The organism is Telluria sp. B2, from assembly GCF_051789535.1.
Taxonomy (GTDB): Bacteria; Pseudomonadota; Gammaproteobacteria; order Burkholderiales; family Burkholderiaceae_D; genus Telluria.
This window is the reverse complement of the sequence record NZ_CP196525.1, coordinates 3956209-3980048: the sequence shown is the minus strand read 5'-3', so window position 1 is coordinate 3980048 and position 23840 is coordinate 3956209. Positions and strand designations below refer to the sequence as shown.

The 23840-nt window shown below is 67.9% G+C and carries 16 protein-coding genes, 1 tRNA gene and 1 other RNA gene; 12 read left to right on the top strand and 6 right to left on the bottom strand.

What is annotated here, in order from left to right; all coding sequences use genetic code 11:
* Positions 1-318 precede the first annotated feature (318 nt).
* Entirely contained in the window at positions 319-1179 is an 861-nt protein-coding gene (locus tag ACSUZJ_RS17725; protein WP_499416585.1) for a transglycosylase SLT domain-containing protein, read from the bottom strand.
* A 527-nt stretch (positions 1180-1706) separates the two neighbouring features.
* Between ACSUZJ_RS17725 and ubiD the strand changes: the two genes are divergently transcribed.
* From ubiD to ACSUZJ_RS17685, 8 genes are all read left to right on the top strand, one after another.
* Positions 1707-3206, top strand: coding sequence for a 4-hydroxy-3-polyprenylbenzoate decarboxylase (gene ubiD, locus ACSUZJ_RS17720; protein ID WP_499410323.1), 1500 nt, complete (start codon positions 1707-1709; stop codon positions 3204-3206).
* A 78-nt stretch (positions 3207-3284) separates the two neighbouring features.
* On the top strand, positions 3285-3971 hold the full coding sequence (locus tag ACSUZJ_RS17715; RefSeq protein ID WP_499410322.1) for a type 1 glutamine amidotransferase domain-containing protein: 687 nt from the start codon (positions 3285-3287) through the stop codon (positions 3969-3971).
* A gap of 54 nt (positions 3972-4025) precedes the next feature.
* Positions 4026-4124, top strand: an RNA gene (ffs, locus tag ACSUZJ_RS17710) — signal recognition particle sRNA small type.
* Between the two features lie 178 nt (positions 4125-4302).
* Positions 4303-6507, top strand: a complete 2205-nt coding sequence (locus ACSUZJ_RS17705) for a DNA polymerase III subunit gamma/tau (RefSeq protein WP_499410321.1) — start codon at positions 4303-4305, stop codon at positions 6505-6507.
* A gap of 45 nt (positions 6508-6552) precedes the next feature.
* A complete protein-coding gene (locus tag ACSUZJ_RS17700) occupies positions 6553-6879 on the top strand; it encodes a YbaB/EbfC family nucleoid-associated protein (protein WP_312553758.1) in 327 nt (108 codons plus the stop codon).
* 20 nt (positions 6880-6899) lie between these two features.
* Positions 6900-7490 carry a recombination mediator RecR gene (gene recR / locus ACSUZJ_RS17695; protein WP_499410319.1) on the top strand — a complete coding sequence of 197 codons (591 nt, stop codon included), beginning with the start codon at positions 6900-6902 and terminating at the stop codon, positions 7488-7490.
* Between the two features lie 156 nt (positions 7491-7646).
* Complete coding sequence (locus ACSUZJ_RS17690; RefSeq protein WP_499410317.1) at positions 7647-8783, top strand: glycosyltransferase family 4 protein; 1137 nt, start codon at positions 7647-7649, stop codon at positions 8781-8783.
* Positions 8770-9621 carry a DUF2334 domain-containing protein gene (locus ACSUZJ_RS17685; RefSeq protein ID WP_499410315.1) on the top strand — a complete coding sequence of 284 codons (852 nt, stop codon included), beginning with the start codon at positions 8770-8772 and terminating at the stop codon, positions 9619-9621. The genes ACSUZJ_RS17690 and ACSUZJ_RS17685 overlap by 14 nt, the downstream gene beginning before the upstream one ends.
* On the opposite strand, the gene ACSUZJ_RS17680 is transcribed toward ACSUZJ_RS17685, so the two are convergent.
* Positions 9564-9845 (bottom strand): hypothetical protein, encoded by a 282-nt coding sequence (locus ACSUZJ_RS17680; RefSeq protein ID WP_499410313.1) that lies wholly within the window; start codon positions 9843-9845, stop codon positions 9564-9566. The genes ACSUZJ_RS17685 and ACSUZJ_RS17680 overlap by 58 nt on opposite strands.
* 200 nt (positions 9846-10045) lie before the next feature.
* Here ACSUZJ_RS17680 and ACSUZJ_RS17675 point away from each other — a divergent pair, with 200 nt between their 5' ends.
* Complete coding sequence (locus tag ACSUZJ_RS17675) at positions 10046-12448, top strand: penicillin acylase family protein (protein ID WP_499410312.1); 2403 nt, start codon at positions 10046-10048, stop codon at positions 12446-12448.
* 144 nt (positions 12449-12592) lie between these two features.
* Here the strand turns inward: ACSUZJ_RS17675 and ACSUZJ_RS17670 are convergent, their stop codons facing one another.
* The 4 genes from ACSUZJ_RS17670 to ACSUZJ_RS17655 form a co-directional block, all read right to left on the bottom strand.
* Positions 12593-14824, bottom strand: a complete 2232-nt coding sequence (locus ACSUZJ_RS17670) for an EAL domain-containing response regulator (RefSeq protein ID WP_499410311.1) — start codon at positions 14822-14824, stop codon at positions 12593-12595.
* A gap of 1 nt (position 14825) precedes the next feature.
* Positions 14826-17672 (bottom strand): response regulator, encoded by a 2847-nt coding sequence (locus tag ACSUZJ_RS17665; protein WP_499410310.1) that lies wholly within the window; start codon positions 17670-17672, stop codon positions 14826-14828.
* A 250-nt stretch (positions 17673-17922) separates the two neighbouring features.
* Positions 17923-18120, bottom strand: a complete 198-nt coding sequence (locus ACSUZJ_RS17660; RefSeq protein ID WP_312553521.1) for a YbdD/YjiX family protein — start codon at positions 18118-18120, stop codon at positions 17923-17925.
* Positions 18120-20186 carry a carbon starvation CstA family protein gene (locus ACSUZJ_RS17655; RefSeq protein WP_499410309.1) on the bottom strand — a complete coding sequence of 689 codons (2067 nt, stop codon included), beginning with the start codon at positions 20184-20186 and terminating at the stop codon, positions 18120-18122. Before ACSUZJ_RS17655 ends, ACSUZJ_RS17660 begins: the two co-directional genes overlap by 1 nt.
* Positions 20187-20450: 264 nt before the next feature.
* Here ACSUZJ_RS17655 and ACSUZJ_RS17650 point away from each other — a divergent pair, with 264 nt between their 5' ends.
* The 3 genes from ACSUZJ_RS17650 (at position 20451) to ACSUZJ_RS17640 (ending at position 23833) form a co-directional block, all read left to right on the top strand.
* On the top strand, positions 20451-21611 hold the full coding sequence (locus ACSUZJ_RS17650) for an HDOD domain-containing protein (RefSeq protein WP_499410307.1): 1161 nt from the start codon (positions 20451-20453) through the stop codon (positions 21609-21611).
* Positions 21604-23676, top strand: coding sequence for a putative bifunctional diguanylate cyclase/phosphodiesterase (locus tag ACSUZJ_RS17645; protein ID WP_499410305.1), 2073 nt, complete (start codon positions 21604-21606; stop codon positions 23674-23676). The genes ACSUZJ_RS17650 and ACSUZJ_RS17645 overlap by 8 nt, the downstream gene beginning before the upstream one ends.
* Positions 23677-23743: 67 nt before the next feature.
* Positions 23744-23833, top strand: a tRNA-Ser gene (locus ACSUZJ_RS17640).
* The last annotated feature ends 7 nt before the right edge of the window (positions 23834-23840 follow it).

Genomic DNA, 23840 nt, shown 5'->3' with positions numbered 1-23840 from the left:
ATTAGTTGAGCTGGCTTGAAAGCCACCGTTGCCTCGCGGCGCGGTGGCTTTTTTGTTGGTCGACATTTTGCCTGGGTTGGTAGGGTGGACACCTGTGTCCACGCTGTGCGGCGTGTGCAAGTGGCGAGCTTCGCCAGGAATCCGGTGTGTTTGCGCGTGATGGGCTTTTCGGTAGCAACGCTGGTGTGCCACGGTACGACCGCGTGGGCTCGAGAGCCCACCCTGCACCCAATGCGAAGGCCGCAGGCCGCAAATGGCTTCGCACCTGCCCAACAAAAAAAGCCACCGCGAGGGTGGCCCATGAGGAGTGCGTTGCGCTTACAGGTTCGCCAGCGCTTCGGTGTGGGTATCGCCCACGGCCGGTTCCTCGGCCTTTGGGGTCGGGGTGGCGGGCGCTGCCTGCTTGACGACCATCTGGGCCGGGGCCGCAGGTGTGTTGGTCGGCACCTTCTTGCCGCGTGCCACCTGCTTCAGGCGGTTGTACTCGGCCAGCACCTTGGCGCCGTAGCCGGAATCGGACTCGAAGTCGGCTGCGCCGACATAGGTCTTCAGGCCGCCTTCGACCGAGCCGGTGCGCTTGACGTAGTCCTTCAGGATCTGGGCGCCGACGCGGATGTTGGCGACGGGGTTCAGCGCGGCTTCGGCGCCGCCGACTTCCTCGAACTTGTCGTGGTGGACCTTGGCCATCACCTGCATCAGGCCCTTGGCGCCCATCGGGCTTTCGGCGAAGGGATTCAGGCCCGATTCGATCGCCATCACCGCCAGGATCAGGAGCGGATCGAGCTTGATCTCGTGCGCCGTCATGTAGGCGGTCGAGACCAGCATGTTGGCGGCGTCGCCGGCCACGCGGTAGCGCTTGGCGAGCCAGGAGGTCACGTTCTGCTGCTGCTTCGTGGTGCCCAGCAACTTGGCGTCCCGGACTTCCTCGACGTGGTTGACGGCCACGGCCTGGGCCGCGGGTTGTGCCGGCGCCGCGGCCACGGTGGCGACAGGTGCAGGCGCTGCGGTTGCCGGGTGCAGCAGTTGCGACACTTTCTTTGCCGCGTCAGGATTCGTGTAGAGCAGGGCCAGTACCGCCACTGCCGAGAGACCGAAAACGGTCAGGGTGTGCTGCATGGTGGTCAACAGACCACGCGCCGATTTGCTCACGGAAGTCCACGTGACTGGCTGGCTGGCCATGGTTTGGACGAGCCTTGCGCTCGTACCGAACAAACGATTGATCATCGAAGTCCCCTTTGTCGCGGCAAAAACCATCCCGTCGCGGCGCTTGAAGCGCTACGTGGGGTTACCAATGCCGTGCATCAGAAAAATCGTCAGGCCACCCATGCGCGGGCTGGCCAAAACGCCGTCATTGCTTTGCTACAGCTGGACGAGGAACCCAGGGCGGGTGACGTACCAGTGGCTCAACAACTGTCTCGGGGGGGGGTAAGGCAGACGCCTTGTGAAAACACTCCTCAAAATGTCATGTGGGGCCCCGACCCCGTGAAGTTATGAGAGCGGCTACAATCAGCTAAAAAACGTGGCCGCCTCATCAAGTAGGGCAGATTGTAGGAGGTCGCATATACCAAGTCAATACTAGCACGACTCACCTTTATAACTTTTAAATCTTAATTTTGCCGAGCGAGCTCAGCAATACCGTGGCAAATCAATCACTTGGCGGCGGTATTTGATTAACCTCAAGCAATCGAAAAAACAAGCAAAACTTGATGAAATATTCGGATCTCAGGGATTTTATTTCCCAACTACAACAAACTGGCGAATTAAAGCAGGTTGCCCTGCCAGTGTCGACGCACCTCGAGATGACCGAGGTGGCCGACCGCACCCTGCGCGCTGCGGGGCCGGCCCTGCTGTTCCAGAATCCGACCGATGCCAAGGGCGCCGCGCATCGCATGCCGGTGCTGGCCAACCTGTTTGGCACGCCGCAGCGGGTGGCGCTGGGCATGGGCGCCGACGACGTGGGTGAACTGCGCCGCATCGGCCATGTGCTGGCGCGCCTGAAGGAACCGGAGCCGCCGCGCGGCTTCAAGGACATCATGGGCCTGGGTTCGCTCGTGAAGGCCGTCTGGGACATGGCCCCGAAAGAAGTGAAGGGCGCCCCCTGCCAGGAAATCGTGTGGGAAGGCGACGACGTCGACCTCGGCCGCCTGCCGATCCAGCATTGCTGGCCGGGCGACGTCGCGCCCCTGATCACCTGGGGCCTGGTGATCACCAAGGGCCCGAACAAGAAGCGGCAGAACCTGGGCATCTACCGCCAGCAGGTCCTGGGCCGCAACAAGGTCATCATGCGCTGGCTGGCGCACCGCGGCGGCGCGCTGGACTTCCGCGAGCACGCCATCGCCAATCCGGGCAAGCCCTATCCGGTGGCGGTCGCCCTGGGCGCCGACCCGGCCACCATCCTGGGGGCGGTGACGCCGGTGCCGGACAGCCTCTCGGAATACCAGTTCGCCGGCCTCTTGCGCGGCCAGCGTACGGCGCTGACGAAAGCCATCGGCAGCGAGCTGCGCGTGCCTGCCTCCGCCGAGATCGTGCTGGAAGGGCATATCTATCCGGACGCGAACCACCCCTCGGGCTTCGAACATGCGGTCGAAGGTCCCTACGGCGACCACACCGGTTACTACAATGAGCAGGACAGCTTCCCGGTGTTCACGATCGACCGCATCACCATGCGCCGCGATCCGATCTACCACTCGACCTATACCGGCAAACCGCCGGACGAGCCGGCCGTGCTGGGCGTGGCGCTGAACGAGGTCTTCATTCCGCTGCTGCAGAAGCAGTTCAGCGAGATCACCGACTTCTACCTGCCGCCCGAAGGCTGCAGCTACCGCATGGCCGTGGTGCAGATGAAGAAGCAGTACGCCGGCCACGCCAAGCGCGTGATGTTCGGGGTCTGGAGTTTCCTGCGCCAGTTCATGTATACCAAGTTCATCGTGGTGGTCGACGAGGATGTCGACGTGCGCGACTGGAAGGAGGTGATCTGGGCGATCACGACCCGCGTCGACCCGACGCGCGACACGGTGCTGGTCGATCACACGCCGATCGACTACCTCGACTTCGCTTCTCCCATTAGCGGACTCGGCAGCAAGATGGGGATCGACGCCACCAACAAGTGGCCGGGCGAGACCAACCGCGAATGGGGCACCCCGATCGCGATGACACCGGAGGTGAAGACCCGGGTCGACGCGATCTGGCAGCAGCTGGGCATTTGATCAGGCCTGCTTCCGTGCGTCGTGCCGTCCCGGGTCGGGCTAGACTCGGGTTTTGAACACGACGCAGATGGAGGCTCGATGAACATCCTGATGGTGCTGACTTCGCACGACCAACTCGGCAACACCGGCAAGAAAACCGGCTTCTGGCTGGAAGAGTTTGCCGCTCCCTACTATGTGTTCAAGGATGCCGGCGCGACCCTCACGCTGGCCTCGCCCCAGGGTGGACAGCCGCCGCTCGATCCGAAGAGCGACGAGCCGGATGCCCAGACCGAGGCCACCCGCCGCTTCCAGGACGACCCGGCAGCCCGGCAGGCCCTGGCCAACACGGTCAAGCTCTCGAGCGTGAACGCGCAGGCGTTCGACGCCGTGTTCTACCCCGGCGGCCACGGCCCGCTCTGGGATCTGGCGCAGAACCCCGACTCGATCCGCCTGATCGAGACCATGATCGCCAGCGGCAAGCCGGTCGCCGCGGTCTGCCATGCGCCGGGCGTGCTGGGGCAGGTGAAAGGTCCCGATGGCGCGCCGCTGGTCCAGGGCAAGCGCGTGACAGGCTTCACCAATACCGAGGAGGCCGCGGTCGGGCTGACGGACGTGGTGCCCTTCCTGGTCGAGGACATGCTGGTCAAGAACGGCGGGCAGTACAGCAAGGCCGGGGACTGGGCGCCCTATGTCGTGACCGACGGCTTGCTGGTGACGGGACAGAATCCGGCCTCGTCCGAGCCGGGGGCGCAGGCCTTGCTTGCCTTGCTGAAAAACCGTGCCTGAAGGGGCGTGCAAGCAGCCCCCCCAAAAACGGTGGGGTCGGGTATAATGGCGGCTGGCGGGCCCCTGCGCATTGTGGCATGGTTTACCTGGTCAGGTCGGGAACGAAGCAGCCAAAGCCGTTCACCGCAAGTGCCGCAGATCAGGCTCGCCTCCTTCGTTTTCCTTCCTGCTGTTTCCTCGTTGTCTCTCTCCGCTGTTTATCCCCGGTTCGCTCTTTGCATTGAACAATTGTTCGGCGGTTAAGACATTTGTTGTCATGTCGCTCAGCCCATCCGGAAGTGCCTCAGCCGCTAATGTTCGCGGCAAGCGCCAACTGCGGTAAAATCGCGGCATGTCCTATCAAGTCCTCGCCCGCAAATACCGTCCCAAGAACTTCGAAACGCTGGTCGGCCAGGAGCACGTCGTGCGCGCGCTGTCCCATGCGCTGCACACGGGCCGCCTGCACCACGCCTACCTGTTCACGGGCACCCGCGGCGTCGGCAAGACCACGCTGTCGCGTATTCTTGCCAAGTCGCTCAACTGCACCGGCCCGGATGGGCAGGGCGGGATCACGGCCGAGCCGTGCGGCCAGTGTGAGGCCTGCCGCGCGATCGACGCCGGCCGCTTCGTCGACTATATAGAGATGGACGCCGCCTCGAACCGCGGCGTCGACGAAATGGCCCAGCTGCTCGAGCAGGCCGTGTATGCGCCCAGCAATGCCCGCTTCAAGGTCTACATGATCGACGAAGTGCACATGCTGACCAACCACGCCTTCAACGCGATGCTGAAAACGCTCGAGGAACCGCCCGAGCACGTGAAGTTCATCCTCGCGACCACCGATCCGCAGAAGATTCCCGTGACGGTGCTGTCGCGCTGCCTGCAGTTCAATCTGAAGCAGATGCCACCCGGCCACATCGTCGGCCACCTCGAGAACATCCTGGGACAGGAAGGCGTCAGCTTCGAGCAGCCCGCGCTGCGCCTGCTGGCCCAGGGCGCCCACGGCTCGATGCGCGATGCGCTGTCGCTGACCGACCAGGCCATCGCCTACGCGGCCGGCGCGGTCACGCTCGACGCCGTGCAGGGCATGCTCGGCGCGCTCGACCAATCGTATCTCGTGCGCCTGCTCGACGCCCTGGCCGCCGAGAACGGCGCCGACCTGCTGGCCGTGGCCGACGAGATGGCCAGCCGCAGCCTGTCCTACAACGGCGCGCTGCAGGACCTCGGCACGTTGCTGCACCGTATCGCATTGGCGCAGTCGGTCCCGGCCGCCGTGCCCCAGGACCTGCCGGAGCTAAGCGACATCCTGCGCCTGGCCGAGCTCTTCGACCCGCAGGAAGTCCAGCTCTACTACCAGATCGCCGTGCACGGACGTAACGAGATCGGCCTGGCGCCGGACGAGTACGCCGGCTTCACGATGACGCTGCTGCGCATGCTGGCTTTCCGTCCGGGGCAGGGCGGTGCCGAGCGCATCGCCGCGCCGGCAGCCGTCGCGGCACCGCGCGCCGCGGCGCCGGCGGGCAGGGCAAGTGCGGCAGCCGCCGCTGCAGCGCCGGCACCGGCCGCAGCGCCACGCCCGGCCGCGTCCGCAGCGGCGCAAGCGCCCGCACCCGCCGCCGCGAATCCGGCGCCGGCCATGAATTCGGCACGCGCGGCGATCAACGCGGCGCTCGAAGCGGCGCGCGCCGCTTCCGGCCAGCGCACCGCGCCGAAGCGTCCGGGTGCCGATGCGCCGGGCGCCGCTCCGGCACCGGTTCCGGCGGCGCCTGCCGCCGCGCCGGCACGCCCGATCAACGTCGGCCCGTCCGCTGGCGGATCGGCAAACCCCGCGGCAAACCCGGCGCCAGGTCCGGCTGCGCGCATGGCGCCGCCCGCCGCGCCGTCCGCCCCATCGGCGCCGACGGCCGGCATGGCGCCGCAGGCGCGTCCGGGCGCCACGCCGCCGCCTTGGGACCGCCCCCAGGCCCAGGCTGAGGTCCGTGCGCAGCCGCAGGCGCGCGCCCAGTACGAGGATGCGCCGGGCGACGAACCGCCGTCCTGGGTCACCGAATTTTCCGACGACACGGCAGTGGCCGCCGAGGCGCCCGCCGTGGTGGCGCCGGCCCCGGCAGTGCGCGCACCCGCCGCACCGCCGCACGCCTACGTCATCACGCCGGTGCCGGCGATCGGCTGGGACGGCAACTGGCCGGCCCTGGCCGCTTCGCTGCCGCTGCGCGGCGTGTCCCAGCAGCTGGCGCTGCAGACCGAACTGGTGTCCTGCCACGCCGACGCCGGCTCGGCGAACTTCCGCCTGCGCGTGCCGGTCGACACGCTGCGCGCCAGCGGCAACAGCGAAAAGCTGCAGGCCGCCCTGCAGGAACGTTTTCCCGCCGTGCGCGTCAATCTGGAGACCGAACTCGGTCCGACCTGGTACACCGCCAGCGCCGAAGCGAAAGCGGCGCGCGAGGAGCGCCAGCGCCAGGCCGAGGCGACCGTCGCGGCCGATGCCTTCGTGCAGGACATGGAGCGCACCTTCAACGCCTTCGTGGTGCCCGGCTCGGTCAAGCCGCCGGTCGCCTGACCTGAATATCCTTTCTCACCATCCGACTTTTTGGAGAACCACATCATGATGAAAAACCAGCTCGCAGGCTTGATGAAACAGGCGCAAGCCATGCAGGACAACATGAAGAAGGCGCAAGAGCAGCTGGCCCTCATCGAAGTCGAAGGCCAGTCCGGCGCCGGCCTGGTAAAGGTCACGATGACCTGCAAGAACGACGTCAAGCGCGTCCAGATCGACCCGTCGCTGCTGGCCGACGACAAGGACATGCTGGAAGACCTGGTCGCCGCCGCCTTCAACGACGCCGTGCGCAAGGCCGAGGCGACCGCCGCCGAGAAGATGAGCGGCCTGACCGCCGGCATGCCGCTGCCGCCCGGCTTCAAGATGCCGTTCTGAGCCAGGAGCGCCGCGCCCCCATGTCCAGGTCGCTCGACTTTTTGACCGAGGCGCTGCGCCGCCTGCCCGGCGTCGGGCCGAAATCGGCCCAGCGCATGGCCTTCCATCTGCTGCAGCATGACCGCGAGGGTGCGGCCATGCTCTCGCGCGCGCTCTACCAGGCCGTCGACACGGTCCACCACTGCGCGATGTGCAATACCTTTGCCGACACGGAAGTGTGCGAGATGTGCGCCGACGAGGCGCGCGACCGCGCGCTGCTGTGCGTGGTCGAGACGCCGGCCGACCAGATGATGATCGAGCAGACCCTGACCTACAAGGGCCTGTATTTCGTGCTGATGGGCCGCCTGTCGCCGCTCGACGGCATCGGCCCCAAGGATTTGCACCTGGAAAAGCTGGTCGGCCGCGCGGCCGACGGCGTGGTCGAGGAAGTGGTGCTTGCCACCAATTTCACCAACGAGGGCGAGGCCACCGCACACTACATCAGCGAGATGCTCAAGGCGCGCGGGCTGAAGGTCAGCCGGCTGGCGCGCGGGGTGCCGGTCGGAGGCGAGCTCGAGTACGTCGATGCCGGCACGATAGCGCGCGCCATGCTGGACCGCCGCACCGCATAATGGGGCCAGGAGCGCCTGAGAACACCTTCGGAACATGGAGGTGTTGTCCGCGGCTCTAATCCTGTGCCCCGGGAGCGGCGCTTGCACGTTTGAGTGCGCGCAACCGAGACCTTCGGTCCGCTGCTATCGTGGGCACACTTTCAGCGGACCCCGAGCATGCATCTCGTCGACATCACGATGTTCTACGCCGCCGAAGGCAACGGCGTGAGCACCTACCTGAACGCCAAGGCGCGCTGGCTGGCGCGGCACAGCCGCGTCAAGCACACCATCCTCAGTCCGAACGTCGACAGCGGCGGCGAGGCGCCGGCGCTGGTGCGCGTGCCCGCCGTGGCGCTGCCCGGCATCAACGGCTTTCGCATGCCAACCTCGGTGCGCGCGCCGATGCGCCTGCTGCACCAGGCCCGCCCCGACCTGATCGAGGTCGGCGACGCCGGCCACAGCGCCTGGGCTGCGCTGCGCCTGCGGCGCCGGCTCGGCGTGCCGGCGATCGCCTTCTACCACTCCGACCTGCCGCGCCTGGTGCGCCCGCGCTTCGGCCAGACCGCCGAGCAGGCCACCTGCAAGTACCTGGCCCACCTCTACCGCCAGTTCGACCTCGTGCTCGCCCCCAGCCGTGCGATGGTCGAGCAGTTGCACGCCATCGGCGTGAGCGACGCGCGCCACCAGCCGCTGGGCATCGACAGCAGCGTGTTCCATCCCGGGCGCCGGGTCGAGACCCTGCGCGCCCACCTGCGCCTGCCGGCGAACGCGCGCCTGCTGGTCTATGCCGGGCGCTTCACGCCCGAGAAGAAGCTGCCCCTGCTGATCGACGCCGTACGCAAGCTGGGCCGGCCCTACCACCTGGTGCTGATCGGTGGCGGCGCCGAGTTGCCGCGCTATCCGCAGATCACCTACATCCCGTTCAAGCGCAACCAGCGCCAGCTGGCGCGCCTGCTGGCCAGCTGCGACGTGCTGGTCCATCCGGGCGACTGCGAAACCTTCGGCCTGATCGTGCTCGAAGCCATGGCCTGCGGGCTGCCGGTGGTGGCCACCACGGGCGGCGGCGTGGCCGAACTGGTCGACGACAAGACGGGGATCCTAGCGGCGCCGAACAGCGTCGACAGCCTGGCCGGCGCGATCGAAGCAATCTACGAACGCAATTTTTCCGAGCTCGGCGCCAACGCGCGCCGCAAGGCCGCCGAATACTACGACTGGAACGAGATCCTGCCGCAGGTGATGCGGCGCTACCAGGCGGTGCTCGGCGCGCGCGAACGCGACGAGCCGGGAGCGGAGCGCATCTGTGTCACCGACTGAGCCGGCCGTGCAGGCAGCCCCGCGGGCGCTCCCGCCGCAGGCCGCACCCGCGCCGCCGCTGCTGTGCGTCTCGATCCACGACGTCGCACCCAGCACCTGGGCCGACTGCGCCCGGCTGGCGGCGGCGCTGCGCGAGGTTGCCGACCTGCCCCTGAGCTGGCTGGTAGTGCCGCGCTACCACGAGCGGGCCGACGACGACACGGCGCTGCGCGCGGGCCTGGATGCGGCCCTCGCGCGCGGCGACGAACTGGTCCTGCATGGCTATACCCACCTCGATACCGCGGCGCGCGGCCATGGCCTGCGCCAGCGCTTCCTGCGCGGGGTGTACACGCAGCGCGAAGGCGAGTTCGCGGCCCTGGGCGCAGGCGAGGCGCGGCGCCGCATCGAACTCGGGCTGGGCTGGTTCCGCGAACGCGGCTGGCCCGCGGCCGGCTTCGTGGCCCCGGCCTGGCTGCTGGGGCAGGGCGCCTGGACGGCATTGCAGGATTTCCCCTTCGCCTACACCACGACCTTCACCCGTTTCCATCTGCTGGAGCAGGGCGCCGGCCATGCCATGTTCGCGCCCTCGCTGGTGTACGCGGCGCGCAACCGCACCGGGCGCGCCTTGTCGCCGGTTGCTGCGGACCTGGTCGCGCGCTGGCAGGCGCGCTCGCCGCTGGTGCGCCTGAGCCTGCATCCGCCGGACGTGCGCCATCCGCGCCTGCTGGAGCACGCCCAGGAACTCGTCGAACGGCTGCTGCTCACGCGCCGGGCGGTGACGAAGGAGACCTGTGCGCGGATTTACCAGCCGCGGCCCCACCACCCGCCGCGCCAGCCCGGACCCCAGGCGCCGCCGTAATACGGTCCGTAGTTGCCGGCGCGCTGGACTTCATCACGGGTGCTCAGGCTGAGAATGCAGTTGCGCCATTGGTCGGTCTGCTGCGCATAGCCGAGCCGGTCGCAGGCGGGGCCGTAGACCACCATCAGCTCCTGCATCTCGGCCTGCTTGCGTGCGGCCCGCTCCTGCGGGGTGGCGCAGGCGCCCAGCAAGAGCGCCGCCGACAGTACGATAAGAGTACGCATGATTCACTCCATTCTTGCGGTTGTCCTGAATCCGGACCCGGTTTCAGCTTAGCGCAATCGACGGCTCGTCGCTCGATCCGTCCCAATCGCGCGCGCCCCCAGAGCCCGCCTGGAATACAGATGGGAGCAGGCGGCGCTTTCTCAAGAATGGCTTTTCTGGCAAGATGCTGAGATTCAATAGTAATGAGCAAGGGAAGGACATGCGCAAGCGAAGCTGGAAGGGCTGGACTTCACGTATCGCGGGGAGCGTGTTCTTGCTGGCGCTGCTGGCCGCCTTCGGTATCTGGCTGTTCCTGCGCGCCAGCCTGGCCCAGCTCGACGGCGAGCGCAGCGTGCCCGGTCTGCGCGCGCCGGTGGCGATCGAACGCGACGAGATGGGCGTGCCGATGCTGCGCGGCGAGAACCGGCTCGACCTGGCCTACGCGACCGGCTTCGTGCATGCCCAGGAGCGCTATTTCCAGATGGACCTGCTGCGCCGCGCCGCCGCCGGCGAGCTGGCCGAACTGTTCGGGCCGCGCGCCTTGCCGATGGACCGGGCGCGCCGCCTGCACCGCTTCCGCGCCCGCGCCCAGCGCACCCTGGCAGGTTTCTCGCCTGCGGAGCGCGCCTTCGTCGACCGTTACGTCGCCGGCGTCAACGATGGCCTGAACGCCCTCAAGGCGCGTCCTTTCGAGTACCTGCTGGCGGGCGCGGCGCCGCGGCCCTGGCGCGCCGAAGACTCGCTGCTGGCCGTGTGGTCGATGTACCTCGATTTGCAGGGCAACCTGGAGGGGCGCGAACTGGCGCGCGGCTGGCTGCGCGAGCACAGCGACGCGGCCCAGCTGGCCTTCCTGCTGCCGCAGGCGACGCGCTGGGATGCGACGCTCGACGCCGGCGCCCACGCCGCGCCGCCCGAGGCCCCGATTCCCGCCGCCGCGCCGGCATGGTGGGGCAACGCGCCGAAGGCGCCCGTGAAACTGGCCTCGGCCGACTTCGTCGACTCGGTCGGCAGCAACAACTATGCGATCGCCGGCAGCCGCAGCACGAGCGGCGCGGCGATCGTCGCCGACGACATGCACCTGGGCCTGCAGCTGCCCAACATCTGGTACCGTCTGGCGCTGACCTATCCAGACCCGCAGGGCGGCCGGCGGCGCCTGGTCGGCGTCACGCTGCCGGGCGCGCCCCCGCTCATCATCGCGGGCAGCAACGGCCGCGTGGCCTGGGGCTTCACCAACAGCTACGGCGACTACCTCGACCTGGTGGAAGTCGGCCTCGACCCGGCGCGCCCGGGCGAAGTGCGCACTGCGGCCGGCTGGGAGCGCGTGACCGAACACCAGGAACCGATCGCGGTGAAGGGCGCTCCCGCTGAGCGCCTGACGGTGCGCGAGACCTCGCTCGGCCCGCTGCGCGCGGTGGGCGGCAGGCAATTCGCAGTGCACTGGGTCGCCCACGATGCGCAGGCGGTCAACCTGAACCACCTGAAGCTGGAAGACGCGGACACGCTCGAGCAGGCCCTCGCCATCGCCAACACCGACGGCATCCCGGCCCAGAACTTCGTCGGCGGCGACCGCGCCGGCAACATCGGCTGGACCATCGCCGGCATGCTGCCGCGCCGCGCGCAAACCGGTGTCGAGACCACCTTCCCGTTGGCGCTCGAGGCCGGCGTGCCGACCTGGCAGGGACTGCTGGCACCGCAGGCGTATCCGCGCGTGCTCAATCCGCAGGATGGCCAGCTATCGACCGCCAACAGCCGCCAGCTGCTGGGGCCCGACGCCAGCCTGCTGGGCGACGGCGGCTTCGATCTCGGCGCGCGCAATCGCCAGTTGGCCGACCGCCTGCACCGGCTCGGGCCGCGCACCGACGTGCCGGCCGCGTTCCAGGCGGCGCTCGACGACCGTGCGCGCTTCATCGCGCTGTGGCGCGAGCGTGCGCTGGGGGTGCTCGATCCGGCGGCAACCGGCGGCCAGCCGCGCCGCGCCGAGTTCAGGCGCCTGCTGGAAACGAGCTGGAACGGCCGCGCCGACGTCGATTCGGTCGGCTACCGCCTGGCGCGCAACTTCATGTGGGCGCTGCACGACCTGGTGTTCGCCGGCGCCGAGGAGGAACTGGCCAGGCTCGATCCCAAGGCATCGATCGCCAGCGCCAATCCGCGCTGGCCGGCCGTGCTGGCGCGCCTGCTCGACGCCCAGCCTCCCGGCTGGCTGCCGGCGGGCGTGAAGGACTACCGGGACCTGCAGCTGGCGGCGATCGACCGCGTGATCGCTGACCTGGACCGCGAGGGCGTGCCGCTGGCGAAAGCCACCTGGGGCCAGCGCAACACGGCGGCGATCGCGCACCCGATCGCGCTGGCCGTGCCGGCGCTGGGCCCCTGGCTGGGCGTACCCGCCGACCGCCTGCCGGGCGACGCCCACATGCCGCGCGTGGCCGGGCCGAAGTTCGGCCAGTCCGAGCGCCTGACGGTATCGCCCGGGCGCGAGGAAGAGGGCCTGTACAACATGCCGGGCGGGCAGAGCGGCCATCCGCTGTCGCCCTTCTTCCTGCGCGGGCACGAACAGTGGGTGAAGGGGACGCCGACGCCGCTGCTGCCGGGGGCGCCGCGGCATACACTGACCCTGAAACCGTAGTAACGCATGCATGGCGATAGCGCACCAGAAGCACGCCAACAATGCGCAAGGTTCACGCGTGGGCACGTTCGCTTTCGAGGCCCCCGGCCTCAAAAGCCCCACCCGACGACGCGGCCAGGCCGCATGAACGCCGCCAGTGCGGCGTCAGCGCACCGGCAGCACCAGGCGCAGCTTGCCCAGCATCTGGGTGATTGCCTCGGCCGTCGACGGGCGGCCCAGGAAGTAGCCCTGCACCATGTCGCAGCCGTACTCTTCGAGCAGAACCAGCTGTTCGTCGGTCTCGACGCCTTCGGCCACCACCGCCATCTTCAGGCCGTGGGCCATCGCGATGATGGCGCGCGTGATCGCCGCGTTCTCCGAGTCCTGGGGCAGGCCGCAGATGAAGCTGCGGTCGATCTTCAGGGCGCGCACGTCGAAGCGCTTCAGGTAGTTCATCGACGAGTAGCCGGTGCCGAAGTCGTCGATCGACAGGTAGACGCCGATCGCGCGCAGGCGTTCCAGCGTGGACATGGTCGCCTTGGCGTCGTCCATCAGCGTGCCCTCGGTCAGTTCGAGTTCCAGCAGCTTGGGGTCGAGCCCGGTCTCGTCGAGCGCCGACAGCACGATCTGCGACAGGTTCTCGTCCTTGAACTGCTTGGCCGACAGGTTCACGGCCATGCGCAGCGCGCGCCGGTCCTGGCGCTGCCAGGCGCGCGCCTGGTTGCAGGCCGTGCGCAGCACCCATTCGCCGATCGGCACGATCAGCCCGGTCTCTTCCGCCAGCGGGATGAACTCGGTCGGCGAGATCACGCCGCGTTCCGGATGGCGCCAGCGCACCAGCGCCTCCACGCCCACGATCTCGGAGGAGCGCACGTCGAGCTGCGGCTGGTACAGCAGGTAGAGCTCGTCGTTCTGCAGGGCGCGGCGCAGGCCCACTTCGAGCTTCACGTGGCTCATGATCTGCATGGTCAGCGAAGAGCTGTACAGCTTGGCGTTGTTCTTGCCGCAGTTCTTGGCGTGGTACATGGCCGTGTCGGCGTACTTCAGCAGCGAACTGCTGTCGTCGCCGTCTTCCGGGAACAGCGAGATGCCGATGCTGGCGGTAACGAAGATCTCGTTGCCCTCGATGAGAAAGGGGCGCCGCATCGCTTCCTTGACCCGGTGCGCGACGTTCAGCGCGTGCTCGACCCGTTCCAGGTCGGGAATCAGGATCGTGAATTCGTCGCCGCCCAGGCGCGCCAGGTTGGAGGAAGAGAGCGCCGCTTCCGACGCCGTATCCGACATGTCGTCGGATACGGCTTCTCCGCGCGAAACCAGGTCGCTCGGGCGGATCGTCTCGCGCAGGCGCTCGGAGACGATCTTGAGCAGGTGGTCGCCGACGTTGTGGCCGAGTGTGTCGTTGATGCGCTTGAAAGCGTCCAGGTCCATGAACAGCACGGCAAACTTCTTGTTGCCGATCTTCGAGCGCTGCAGTTCGCGTTCCAGGTTTTCCAGGAAGGCCTGGCGGTTCGGGATGCCGGTCAGGCTGTCGCAATACGCCAGGCGCCGGATCTGCTCCTCGGTGCGCTTGCGCTCGCTGATGTCGCGCACCAGGCCGAGCACCTCGGAGGGGCCGGTGGCCACCAGGCGCGCCTCGAAGTGCTGGGCCGTGCCGAAGCGGATCAGTTCGTACTCGACCGAGCGGATCTCCTGGGTGCGCAGCACTTCGCCCAGCTTGTCGAGCACGCGCGCGGCGATCGGCGGGGGCAGCACTTCGCTGATGTGGCGCCCGATGCAGCGCTCGCTCGAGAAGGGCGCGCTGTCCTCGTCCTTCGCCGGGCGCTCCATGCCGAGCCGCCCGGCGCCGGGCGCGTCGAACAGCGCGCGGGCCTGGCCCGGCCGCTCGTGGCCCGGTTCGTAATCGAGATAGAAGCCGTCGCGATCCATGCGGAAGAAGGTGTCGGGAATGGCCGCCAGCACGGCGCGGTTCTGGGCGTCGGCGATGCGCAGGCGGGCAATGGCGTCGCTGGCGCGCAGCACGTACAGTACGCGGTGCCCGAGGATCGGCCAGTTGATCGGCTTGGAGACGAAATCGGTGGCGCCGGCCTCGTAGGCGCTGGTGACCGCTTCGACGTCGTCGCCGCCGGTGACCATCACGATCGGCACCAGCGCGCCGCCGGCTTCCTCCAGGCGAATCGCGCGGCAGGCGGCGAAGCCGTCCATGTGCGGCATCTCGACGTCCATCAGGATCAGGTCCGGGCGGCGTTCCCGCGCGAGCTGCACCGCCTGGCGGCCGTCCTCGGCCTCGATCGCGTCCAGGCCAACCTGGGCGAGCATCTCGAGCATCAGGAGGCGCATCACCGGATCGTCGTCGGCGACCAGCACGACACCGCGTTGGGAGGAGGGAGTAGCGGGCATGTCATGTTTCCTTCTCTAGCATGGCGGTCAGCGAATACCGGACCGCCTGGAATTCGTGTTCCATGTCGGCGAGGAGCGTGTCCGCGCCCTCGATGGTGTCGGCGCGGCCGAGGTGCTCCAGGTCCTTGCACAGGCCGGCCAGGGTCTCGGCGCCGACGTTCGCACTGGCCGACTTCAGGCTGTGCGCGATGCGCTTCACGGTGCCGGCGTCGGTTGCGCCGATCGCCTGGCGCAGCGTGTGCAGGTGCTGGGGAACGTCGCCCACATAGGCGTTGACCACTTTCTGCACCAGGGCGTCGCCGCCGTCGCGGCTGAGCGCGCGGATCTTTTCGAGAGCCGTGGTGTTGATGACGTCGCGGTGGATGACTTCGCGGGCTTCTTCCGGCAGGGCAGGCGGCGCGTCGCCGTGATGCACGCTGCCGGCAATCGGCAGGGCGATCCAGCGCCCGATCACGGCCGCCAGCTGCTGCTGGGTGAAGGGCTTGGACAGGTAGTCGTCCATGCCTGCCGCCAGGCAGGCTTCGCGGTCGCCCTGCAGCGCGTTGGCGGTGATCGCGATGACCGGCATGGTGCGTTCCCGTCCGGCCTCGCGTTCCTCGCGCCGGATCATGGTGGTGGCCGCGAAGCCGTCCATCACCGGCATCTGGCAATCCATCAGCACCGCCTCGTAGTCGCCGGCGCGCACCGCCTGCAGGGCTTCGAGACCGTTGCGGGCAACCTGGGCCTGCAGGCCCAGGCTTTCCAGCATGGCCCTGGCCACCTCGACGTTGACCGGATTGTCCTCGGCCAGCAGCACGCGCCGCACGCGCGCCAGGCCCGCCGGGCGCGGCTCGGACGGCGGCGGCACGAACTGCGGCGCCGGCGCCGTGCTGCCGCGCGGGCGCGTGGCCAGGCAGGCGAACAGGTCGGCCGCGCGCGCCGGCTTGATCAGCTGGTAGGCCACGCCGGCCGCGCGCCGCTGCACCGGGTCTGCCGCCAGTCGCTCGGGGCTGAGCAGGATCAGGCGCGTTGCACGGGTAGCCGGATTGGTCTTGATCGTCGCGCCCAGCAGCAGTCCGCTCGACTGCTTCAGTTCCATGTCGAGCACCGCCGCGTCGAAGGGCCGGCCGGCGCGCGCGGCGGCGTCCAGCTTTTCCAGGGCCTCGGCGGCGCTGGTGGCGCCCTCGCAGGTAACGCGCCAGGCCGCCAGGTGGCGTTCCAGGCCGACGCGGCTGGCGCCGTCCTCGTCGACCACCAGCACGCGCAGATCGTCGATGGTGTGCTGCTGCCCGCCCGACGCGGCGACGCCCGGCGTGGCGACGCCCGGCACGTCCGGATCGACGCGGCGCTTGTCGAAGCCGACCGTGAACCAGAACACCGAGCCGCCCTGCTTCCCGTTATCGACGCCGATCGTGCCGCCCATCAGCTCGACGAGCTGCTTCGATATCGCCAGGCCCAGGCCGGTGCCGCCGTATTTGCGGGTGGTCGAGTCGTCGGCCTGGGAGAAAGCCTCGAAGATGCGGCTGCGCGCTTCGCGCGAGATGCCGATGCCGGTGTCGCGCACCTCGAAACGCAGCATCACGGCCTGGCTGTCTTCGCTGGCGATGCGCACGCGGGCGTCGATCCGGCCCTGCTCGGTGAACTTGATCGCGTTGCCGAGCAGGTTGGCCATGATCTGGCGCAGCCGGTTCGGGTCGCCGCAGATCGCCACCGGGATGTCGTTGGCGATGTCGAAGTCGAGTGCGATACCCTTGGCCTGCGCCTGCGGGGTGTAGACGGTGTGGATGTCTTCCAGCAGGTCCCAGAGGTTGAAGTTGATGTACTCGATGGTGAGCTTGCCGGCCTCGATTTTCGAAAAGTCGAGGATGTCGTTGATGATCACGAGCAGGTGTTCGCCCGAACGCTTGACCAGGCGCGTGTAGTTGCGCTGGGCCTCGGACAGCTCGGTGCCGAGCAGCATCTCGGCCATGCCCAGCACGCCGTTCATCGGGGTGCGGATTTCGTGGCTCATGGTGGCCAGGAAGGCGCTCTTGGCGCGGCTGGCCGCCTCGGCCGCGTTCTTGGCGCGTTCGAGTTGCTCGGTGCGCACCGACACCTGGCGTTCGAGCTCGTCGCGGTGGTTCACCAGCGCCGCCCCGCGTCCTTCGATCTGGGCCAGCATGTCGTTGAAGCTGTCGATCAGGGCGCCCAGTTCGTCGTTGCGCTGGTGCGGCACGCGCAGGGTGTAGTTCTGGCTTTCCGAGACCTGGCGCGCGGTCTGGATCAGCTGCGTGACCGGATCGGTGATCGAGCGCGTGAAGCGGCGCGCAGCCGCCTGCGACACCAGCAGCGAGACGAACATGGCGGCGCCGATCACGGCCACGCTGCTGGCGATGTCGAGCCACATCGCGACCAGGTCGACCTCGATGACGATCACGCCGACCTGGGCCTGGCCGCTGGTCACCGGCCGGTACAGGCGCATGCGCGGCGACCACAGGCGCGCGCCGATCAGGTTGGCCTGCGCCAGTGCGGCCGCGTCGAAGGCGGCGAGCTGCGGCGCCGGCTTTTCGTTGGCGTGGGCCGGCGAGCGGTAGGCGGCAAACAGTTTGCCCTTGCGGTCGTACAGGGCGGCGCTGGAGATTTCCTCCTTGGCCTTGAGCGCGGCCAGCAGGGCGCTGGCCAGGCTGCGGTCGTTGAACACCAGGGCGTCGGCGCTGTTGGTGGCGACCACCCCGGCCAGCGAGGACAGCTGCATGCCCTCGTCCTTGCGGCCGTTGTGGATTGAGGCGAGGGCGAAGGCAATGAAGACGATGACGAGGGCGCTGCCGGTCGAGAGCAGCGACATCATCGTCAACTTCCGGTTCAGGCTGGAACGCTCGAGGTTCGGCATGGATGGTCGCAGGGGGCCGTTGGGATGCGGACCCGGCGTCGATCGGCGCGCAAGCCCTCCTTGCAGAAATGCAAATTCCTGCAAGAAAAAATATACGTTGTAGGGGAGGGGGCGGCTTTGCGCGAACGCAAATGCGCAAGGGAGGGACGAGAAGGGGAGAGGAAAAGGAAAGGAAAAGAAAAGGCGGGAAGGCTGCCGGCGATTGCCGGCTGTCTTCCCGCCTCCTTACTTCTGATTTACGTCTTGCTTCTTAACAGCAGCCGCCGCTGCGCCCGGAGCCGTAGCGCGCCTCCTGGCGCTCACGGAAGAACTCCTCGTAGGTCATGACCGGCTTGCCCGGATGCTCGCGCTCCATGTGCGCGAGGTAGGTGTCGTACTCCGGCAGGCCGACCATCAGGCGCATGCTTTGCCCGAGGTACTTGCCGGCTTGGGCGAGGGCGGCGAGCATCACTGCACCTGTGCGGTCGGCGCAGCGACGAACGGCGATTCCTTCACCGTCGGGTTGCTGCTGTTGCGCGCGTTCATCACGGTCTTGATGCCGTAGAACAGCACCGCGATCACGACGACCATGAAGAAGCCGGCCAGCGTGGCGTCGACGTAGTCGTTGAAGATGATCCTGCGCATCTCGTCGAGCGACTTGGCCGGGGCCAGGATCTGGCCCTGGTCGAGCGCCGCCTGGAACTTCTGGGCGTGGGCAACGAAGCCGACCTTGACGTTCTCGTGGAAGATCTTCTGCCAGCCGGCGGTCAGGGTGCAGATCAGCAGCCAGATGGTCGGTACGATGGTGACCCAGGCGTACTGGCCGCGCTTCATCTTGAACAGCACCACGGTGCCGAGCATCAGCGCGATACCGGCCAGCATCTGGTTGGCGATGCCGAACAGCGGCCACAGGGTGTTGATGCCGCCCAGCGGATCGACCACGCCCTGGTACAGGAAGTAGCCCCAGGCAGCCACGCACAGGCCGGTGGCCAGCAAGTTGGCCGGCAGCGACTCGGTGCGCTTGAGCGAAGGCACGAAGGCGCCCAGCAGGTCCTGCAGCATGAAGCGGCCGGCGCGGGTACCCGCATCCACCGCGGTCAGGATGAACAGGGCCTCGAACAGGATCGCGAAGTGGTACCAGAAGGCCATCATTGCCTTGCCGCCGACGACGTTCGCCAGGATGTTGGCCATGCCCACCGCCAGGGTCGGCGCGCCGCCGGCGCGCGAGATGATGGTGTGCTCGCCGACGTCCTTGGCCATCTGCGTGAGCGCCTCGGGCGTGATCACGAAACCCCAGTTCGACACGGCGGCCGCAGCCGATTGCGCGGTCGTACCGAGCACGGCGGCCGGCGCGTTCATGGCGAAGTAGATGCCCGGATCGATGGTCGAGGCGGCGACCAGCGCCATGATGGCGACGAACGATTCCATCAGCATCGCGCCGTAGCCGATGAAGCGGGCGTGGGTTTCGTTCTCGATCATCTTCGGCGTGGTGCCCGAGGAGATCAGCGCGTGGAAGCCGGAAACGGCGCCGCAGGCGATGGTGATGAACAGGAAGGGGAAGAGGTTGCCCGACCAGACCGGGCCGGTGCCATCGATGAAGCGGGTCACGGCCGGCATCTGCATGTGCGGGGCGACCAGCAGGATGCCGATGGCCAGCGCGACGATGGTGCCGATCTTCAGGAAGGTCGACAGGTAGTCGCGCGGGGCCAGCAGCAGCCAGACCGGGATGACCGAGGCGATGAAGCCGTAGCCGATCAGCATCCAGGTCAGCTCCACGCCGGTGAAGGTGAACATCGGGCCGAAGGTCGGCGAATCGTGCACCCACTGGCCGCCGACGATGGCGAGCATCAGCAGCACGAAGCCGATCAGCGAGATTTCACCGATGCGCCCGACCCGGAAGTAGCGCGAGTACAGGCCCATGAACAGGGCGATCGGGATCGTCGCCATCACGGTGAAGGTGCCCCAGGGCGAGCCGGTCAGCGCCTTGACGACGATCAGGGCCAGCACTGCAAGGATGATGACCATGATCATGAAGGTGCCGAAGAGCGCGATGATGCCCGGGATCTCACCCATTTCGGACTTGATCAGGTCGCCCAGCGAGCGGCCGTCGCGGCGCATCGACATGAACAGGACGATGAAGTCCTGGACCGCGCCGGCGAACACGACGCCGGCCAGGATCCACATCATGCCCGGCAGGTAGCCCATCTGCGCGGCCAGGACCGGTCCCACGAGAGGGCCTGCGCCTGCGATGGCGGCAAAGTGGTGGCCGAACAGCACGTACTGGTTGGTCGGCACGTAGTCGAGGCCGTCATTGTATTTGTAGGCGGGCGTCTGGCGACGTGCGTCCAGTCCCATCACCTTGGTGGCGATGTACAGGCTGTAGAAACGGTAGGCGATGAGGTAAACGCAGACGGCCGCGGCGACCACCCACACGGCGTTGATCGACTCGCCGCGGCGCAGGGCCACATAAGCGAGCGCGAACGCGCCGAGGAGTGAGAGCGCCGCCCAGCCGAGCTTGTTTCCGAGGCTTTTCATGGTGGCTCCTTCAGTTTTTTTTCGTGAGATGCGGTGCTTCCGGTGCGTCTCCGCGAGCGGTGGCGCGGCCGGCTTTCTCCGATCCGGGTATGCACTTCTATCTTGCACCATTATGCAAATGGCAAGCGCAAGATTCTAACGCCTCCCACAGCCCGGCCGACTACGTATTATCACGTAGCTAATGTGTCTTTCAGGAAACAAAATAAGTTGCTTTCAGCTAATTGCTCGTCTAATATGCCTCGATCACCTACTCAGAGATTTCCGATGGCCGCATTGGACTTGACCCCGTTTCCGCTGGTGCAGATGCGCCCGATCGCCAATGGGCGGAACGAGTGGGTGGCGCTCAGCCTCGATCTGCGCACGGACGCGGCCCTGCTGCCGGAAACGGCAGACCTGCTGGCGGCGATCGCGCCGCTCGACTGCGTGCTGCTGCTCGACACGCCAGCCCGGCTGGCGCCGGCGCTGCTGGCGCAACTGCCGCCCCAGCGCGTGGTGCTGGTCATCGATGCTGGCGCGCTGGCCCTCGACGGCGCCGCGCGCCAGCTGGCCGCCCTGCAGGAGCAGGGCTACCGCATCCTGCTCGACGGCGCGCCGCCCGCGGGCCTCGCGCGCCCGGCCACGCTGCGCGGCGTGGCGCGCGACTGTGGCGCCGCATTGCCCACGCCCATGCCCGGCAGCCTGGTGACGCTGTTCGGCCCCCACCTTGCCTACAACATCGGCGACGCGCGCCGCCTGCGCGCTTGCGCACAGGCCGGCTTCGACTGGTTCAGCGGCGACTACCCTTTGCATCCCGGCGCCGACACTGTGGAGGAGGGCCCCTCGCGGCGGCGCCTGCTCGCCCTGCTGGCCTTGCTCGCGCGCGACGCCGATTCGTGCGAACTCGAACAACTGCTCAAGCAGGACACGGTGCTGTCCTACCACCTGCTCAAGCTGGTCAACTCCGCGGCCTTCGCGGTCAGCACCCGGATCACCAGTTTCACCCAAGCCATCGCGCTCCTGGGCCGGCGCCAGCTGCAGCGCTGGCTGCAACTGCTGCTGTACGCGCGCGTCGAGGCCGACGGCCCGCGCAACCCCCTGCTGCCGCTGGCGGCGCTGCGCGCGGCGCAACTCGAAATGCTGTGCAAGACCGACGGCGGCGAGCGCGACGAGCAGGACCTGGCCTTCATGGCCGGCGCCTTCTCGCTGCTCGAGCCGCTGCTCGGCATGCGCATGGCGGAGATCGTCGGCGACCTGCGCCTGCCGCAGCACGTGGAAGACGCGCTGCTGCGCCGCGAAGGCCTGCTCGGCGCGCGCCTGCGCCTGATCGAAGCGGGCCAGGTTCCAGGCCTCGATGCGTTGGCCCAGGCCGGCGTCGACCCCGCGTCCTGGTGGCGTAGCCAGCTGCATGCTTTCCACTGGGCGATCCAGGTGGGCCGCAATGTCTGAGCTGCTGGCCCTGCCCACCCACGACTTCGCGTCCTGCAGCGCGGTGCTGGGCGAGGCTGTCATGCGCCTGCGCGGCGAGGCCCTGGCCGAGGAACTCGGCCGCATCGCGCGCGCCCTGCTGGCCAGCCCGCAGGGCTGCTTCGCCGCCACCGATCCGCTGGCGCTGGCGATCCCCGCGCCGCGCGCGGCGAGCGCCAACGACGCGCTGCACCAGGAAATCCGCGTCGACGGCAATTACTATGGTTTCTACGAAGTGGCGGGACGCGCCGACTACGACGGCGAGGACCGGCGCCAGCTCGCCAGCCTGGCCGCGCTGACCGGCACGCTGCTGCAGGTGCATTCGCTGGCCCAGCGCGCCACCCATGCCTACGCCCAGGTCGAGGCGCAACTGGCGCACCAGTCGCAGATCCTCGACCAGATCCACGAGTCGGTCCTCACGCTCGACCAGATGGGCTACATCACCAGCTGGAACCAGGGCGCCGAGCGCCTGTTCGGCTACACCGCGCTGGAAGCGGTGGGGCGCAACATCCTCTTCCTGTACGCCGACGAGGACAAGGACGAGGACAAGCGCGTGCCCGACGTGTTCGCGGAGCAGGGCGGGCGCATGATGGAGGTGCGGCGACGGAAGAAATCAGGCGAGATATTCTGGGCCAGCCTGTCGCTGTCGCCGCTGCGCGACCTCGAGGAGCGCCCGGTCGGCCTGATCGCCTACCTGACCGACATCACCGAGCGCAAGCGCGCCGAAGAGCGGCTGCACCACCTGGCCTATTACAACGAACTGACCGGCCTGCCGAACCGCACCCTGTTCACGCGCCTGGTCGACCAGGCCCTGATGGTCGCCCAGCGCAACGAGCTCTCGGGCTGCGTGCTGTTCGTCGACCTGAACCGCTTCAAGCTGGTCAACGACACGCTGGGACGCCGCATCGGCGACGAACTGCTGCGCCAGGTGGCGGCGCGCTTTCGCAGCGCGCTGCGCGAGGAAGACGTGGTCGCGCACCTGGCCGGCGACGAATTCGCGGTCGGCCTGTTCGATATCCGCCAGCATTTCGAGGCCACCACGGTCGCGCAAAAGCTCCAGGCCGCGCTCGAGGCCCCTTTCCTGGTCGACGGCCACGACCTGAGCGTGGGCGCAAGCGTCGGCATCAGCGTCTATCCCCAGGACGGCATGGATGCCGACACCCTCCTGCGCGCGGCCGATATCGCGATGGAGCGCGCCAAGGAAGTCCACGCCAACCCCGACAACAGCGTCGCCTTCTACAGCCTGGACATGAACAAGGGCATGCAAGAGCGCATGCGCATCGAGTCCGGCCTGCGCCACGCGCTCGGACACGGCGAACTGATGCTGTGCTACCAGCCGAAGTTTGAAATTGGCACCGACAAAATTGTCGGTGCTGAAGCCTTGGTGCGCTGGGTCCATCCCGAGCGCGGCCTGATCCCGCCTTCGGACTTCATCCCGCTGGCCGAGACCACCGGCCTCATCGTCCAGGTAGGCGAGTGGGTGCTGGAGCAGGCCTGCGCCCAGGCCGCCGTGTGGCAGCGCGCCGGCATGCAGCCTTTCCGCCTGGCCGTGAACGTGTCGGCGCGCGAATTCACCGAGTCGCTGCCGAACCGCGTCGCGGAAACGCTGGCGCGCTACGGTCTTGCGCCGTGCTGGCTGGAGCTGGAGATCACCGAGAGCACGCTGATGCACGACATCGACCGCGTGATCGGCATCATGGACCGCATCAACGCCCTGGGCGTCGCGCTCTCGCTCGACGACTTCGGCACCGGCTATTCCAGCCTGTCCTACCTGAAGCGCTTCCCGATCCACACCCTCAAGATCGACCGCTCCTTTACCACCGGCATCCCGCACGACGCCAGCGACTGCGCCATTGCGAGCACCATCATCAGCATCGGCCGCCAGCTCGGCCACCGCGTGATCGCCGAAGGCGTGGAAACGCTCGAACAGCTCGAGTTCCTGCGCCAGAACGGCTGCGACGAAGTGCAGGGCTACCTGTACGCCGCGCCGCTGCCGGCCGCGCGCTTCGAGCAGGGGCTGCGCGAGAACTGGCTGCTGTTGGGGTAGGGTAATCGCGCCAGAGCCGTGCTACTGCCCGGGCCGGGATGATTTATGTATAATGCCGGTTCCCTAAGGAAGCGTGGCCGAGTGGTTGAAGGCAGCAGTCTTGAAAACTGCCGACGGGGGAACCCGTTCGTGAGTTCGAATCTCACCGCTTCCGCCAAGAATTC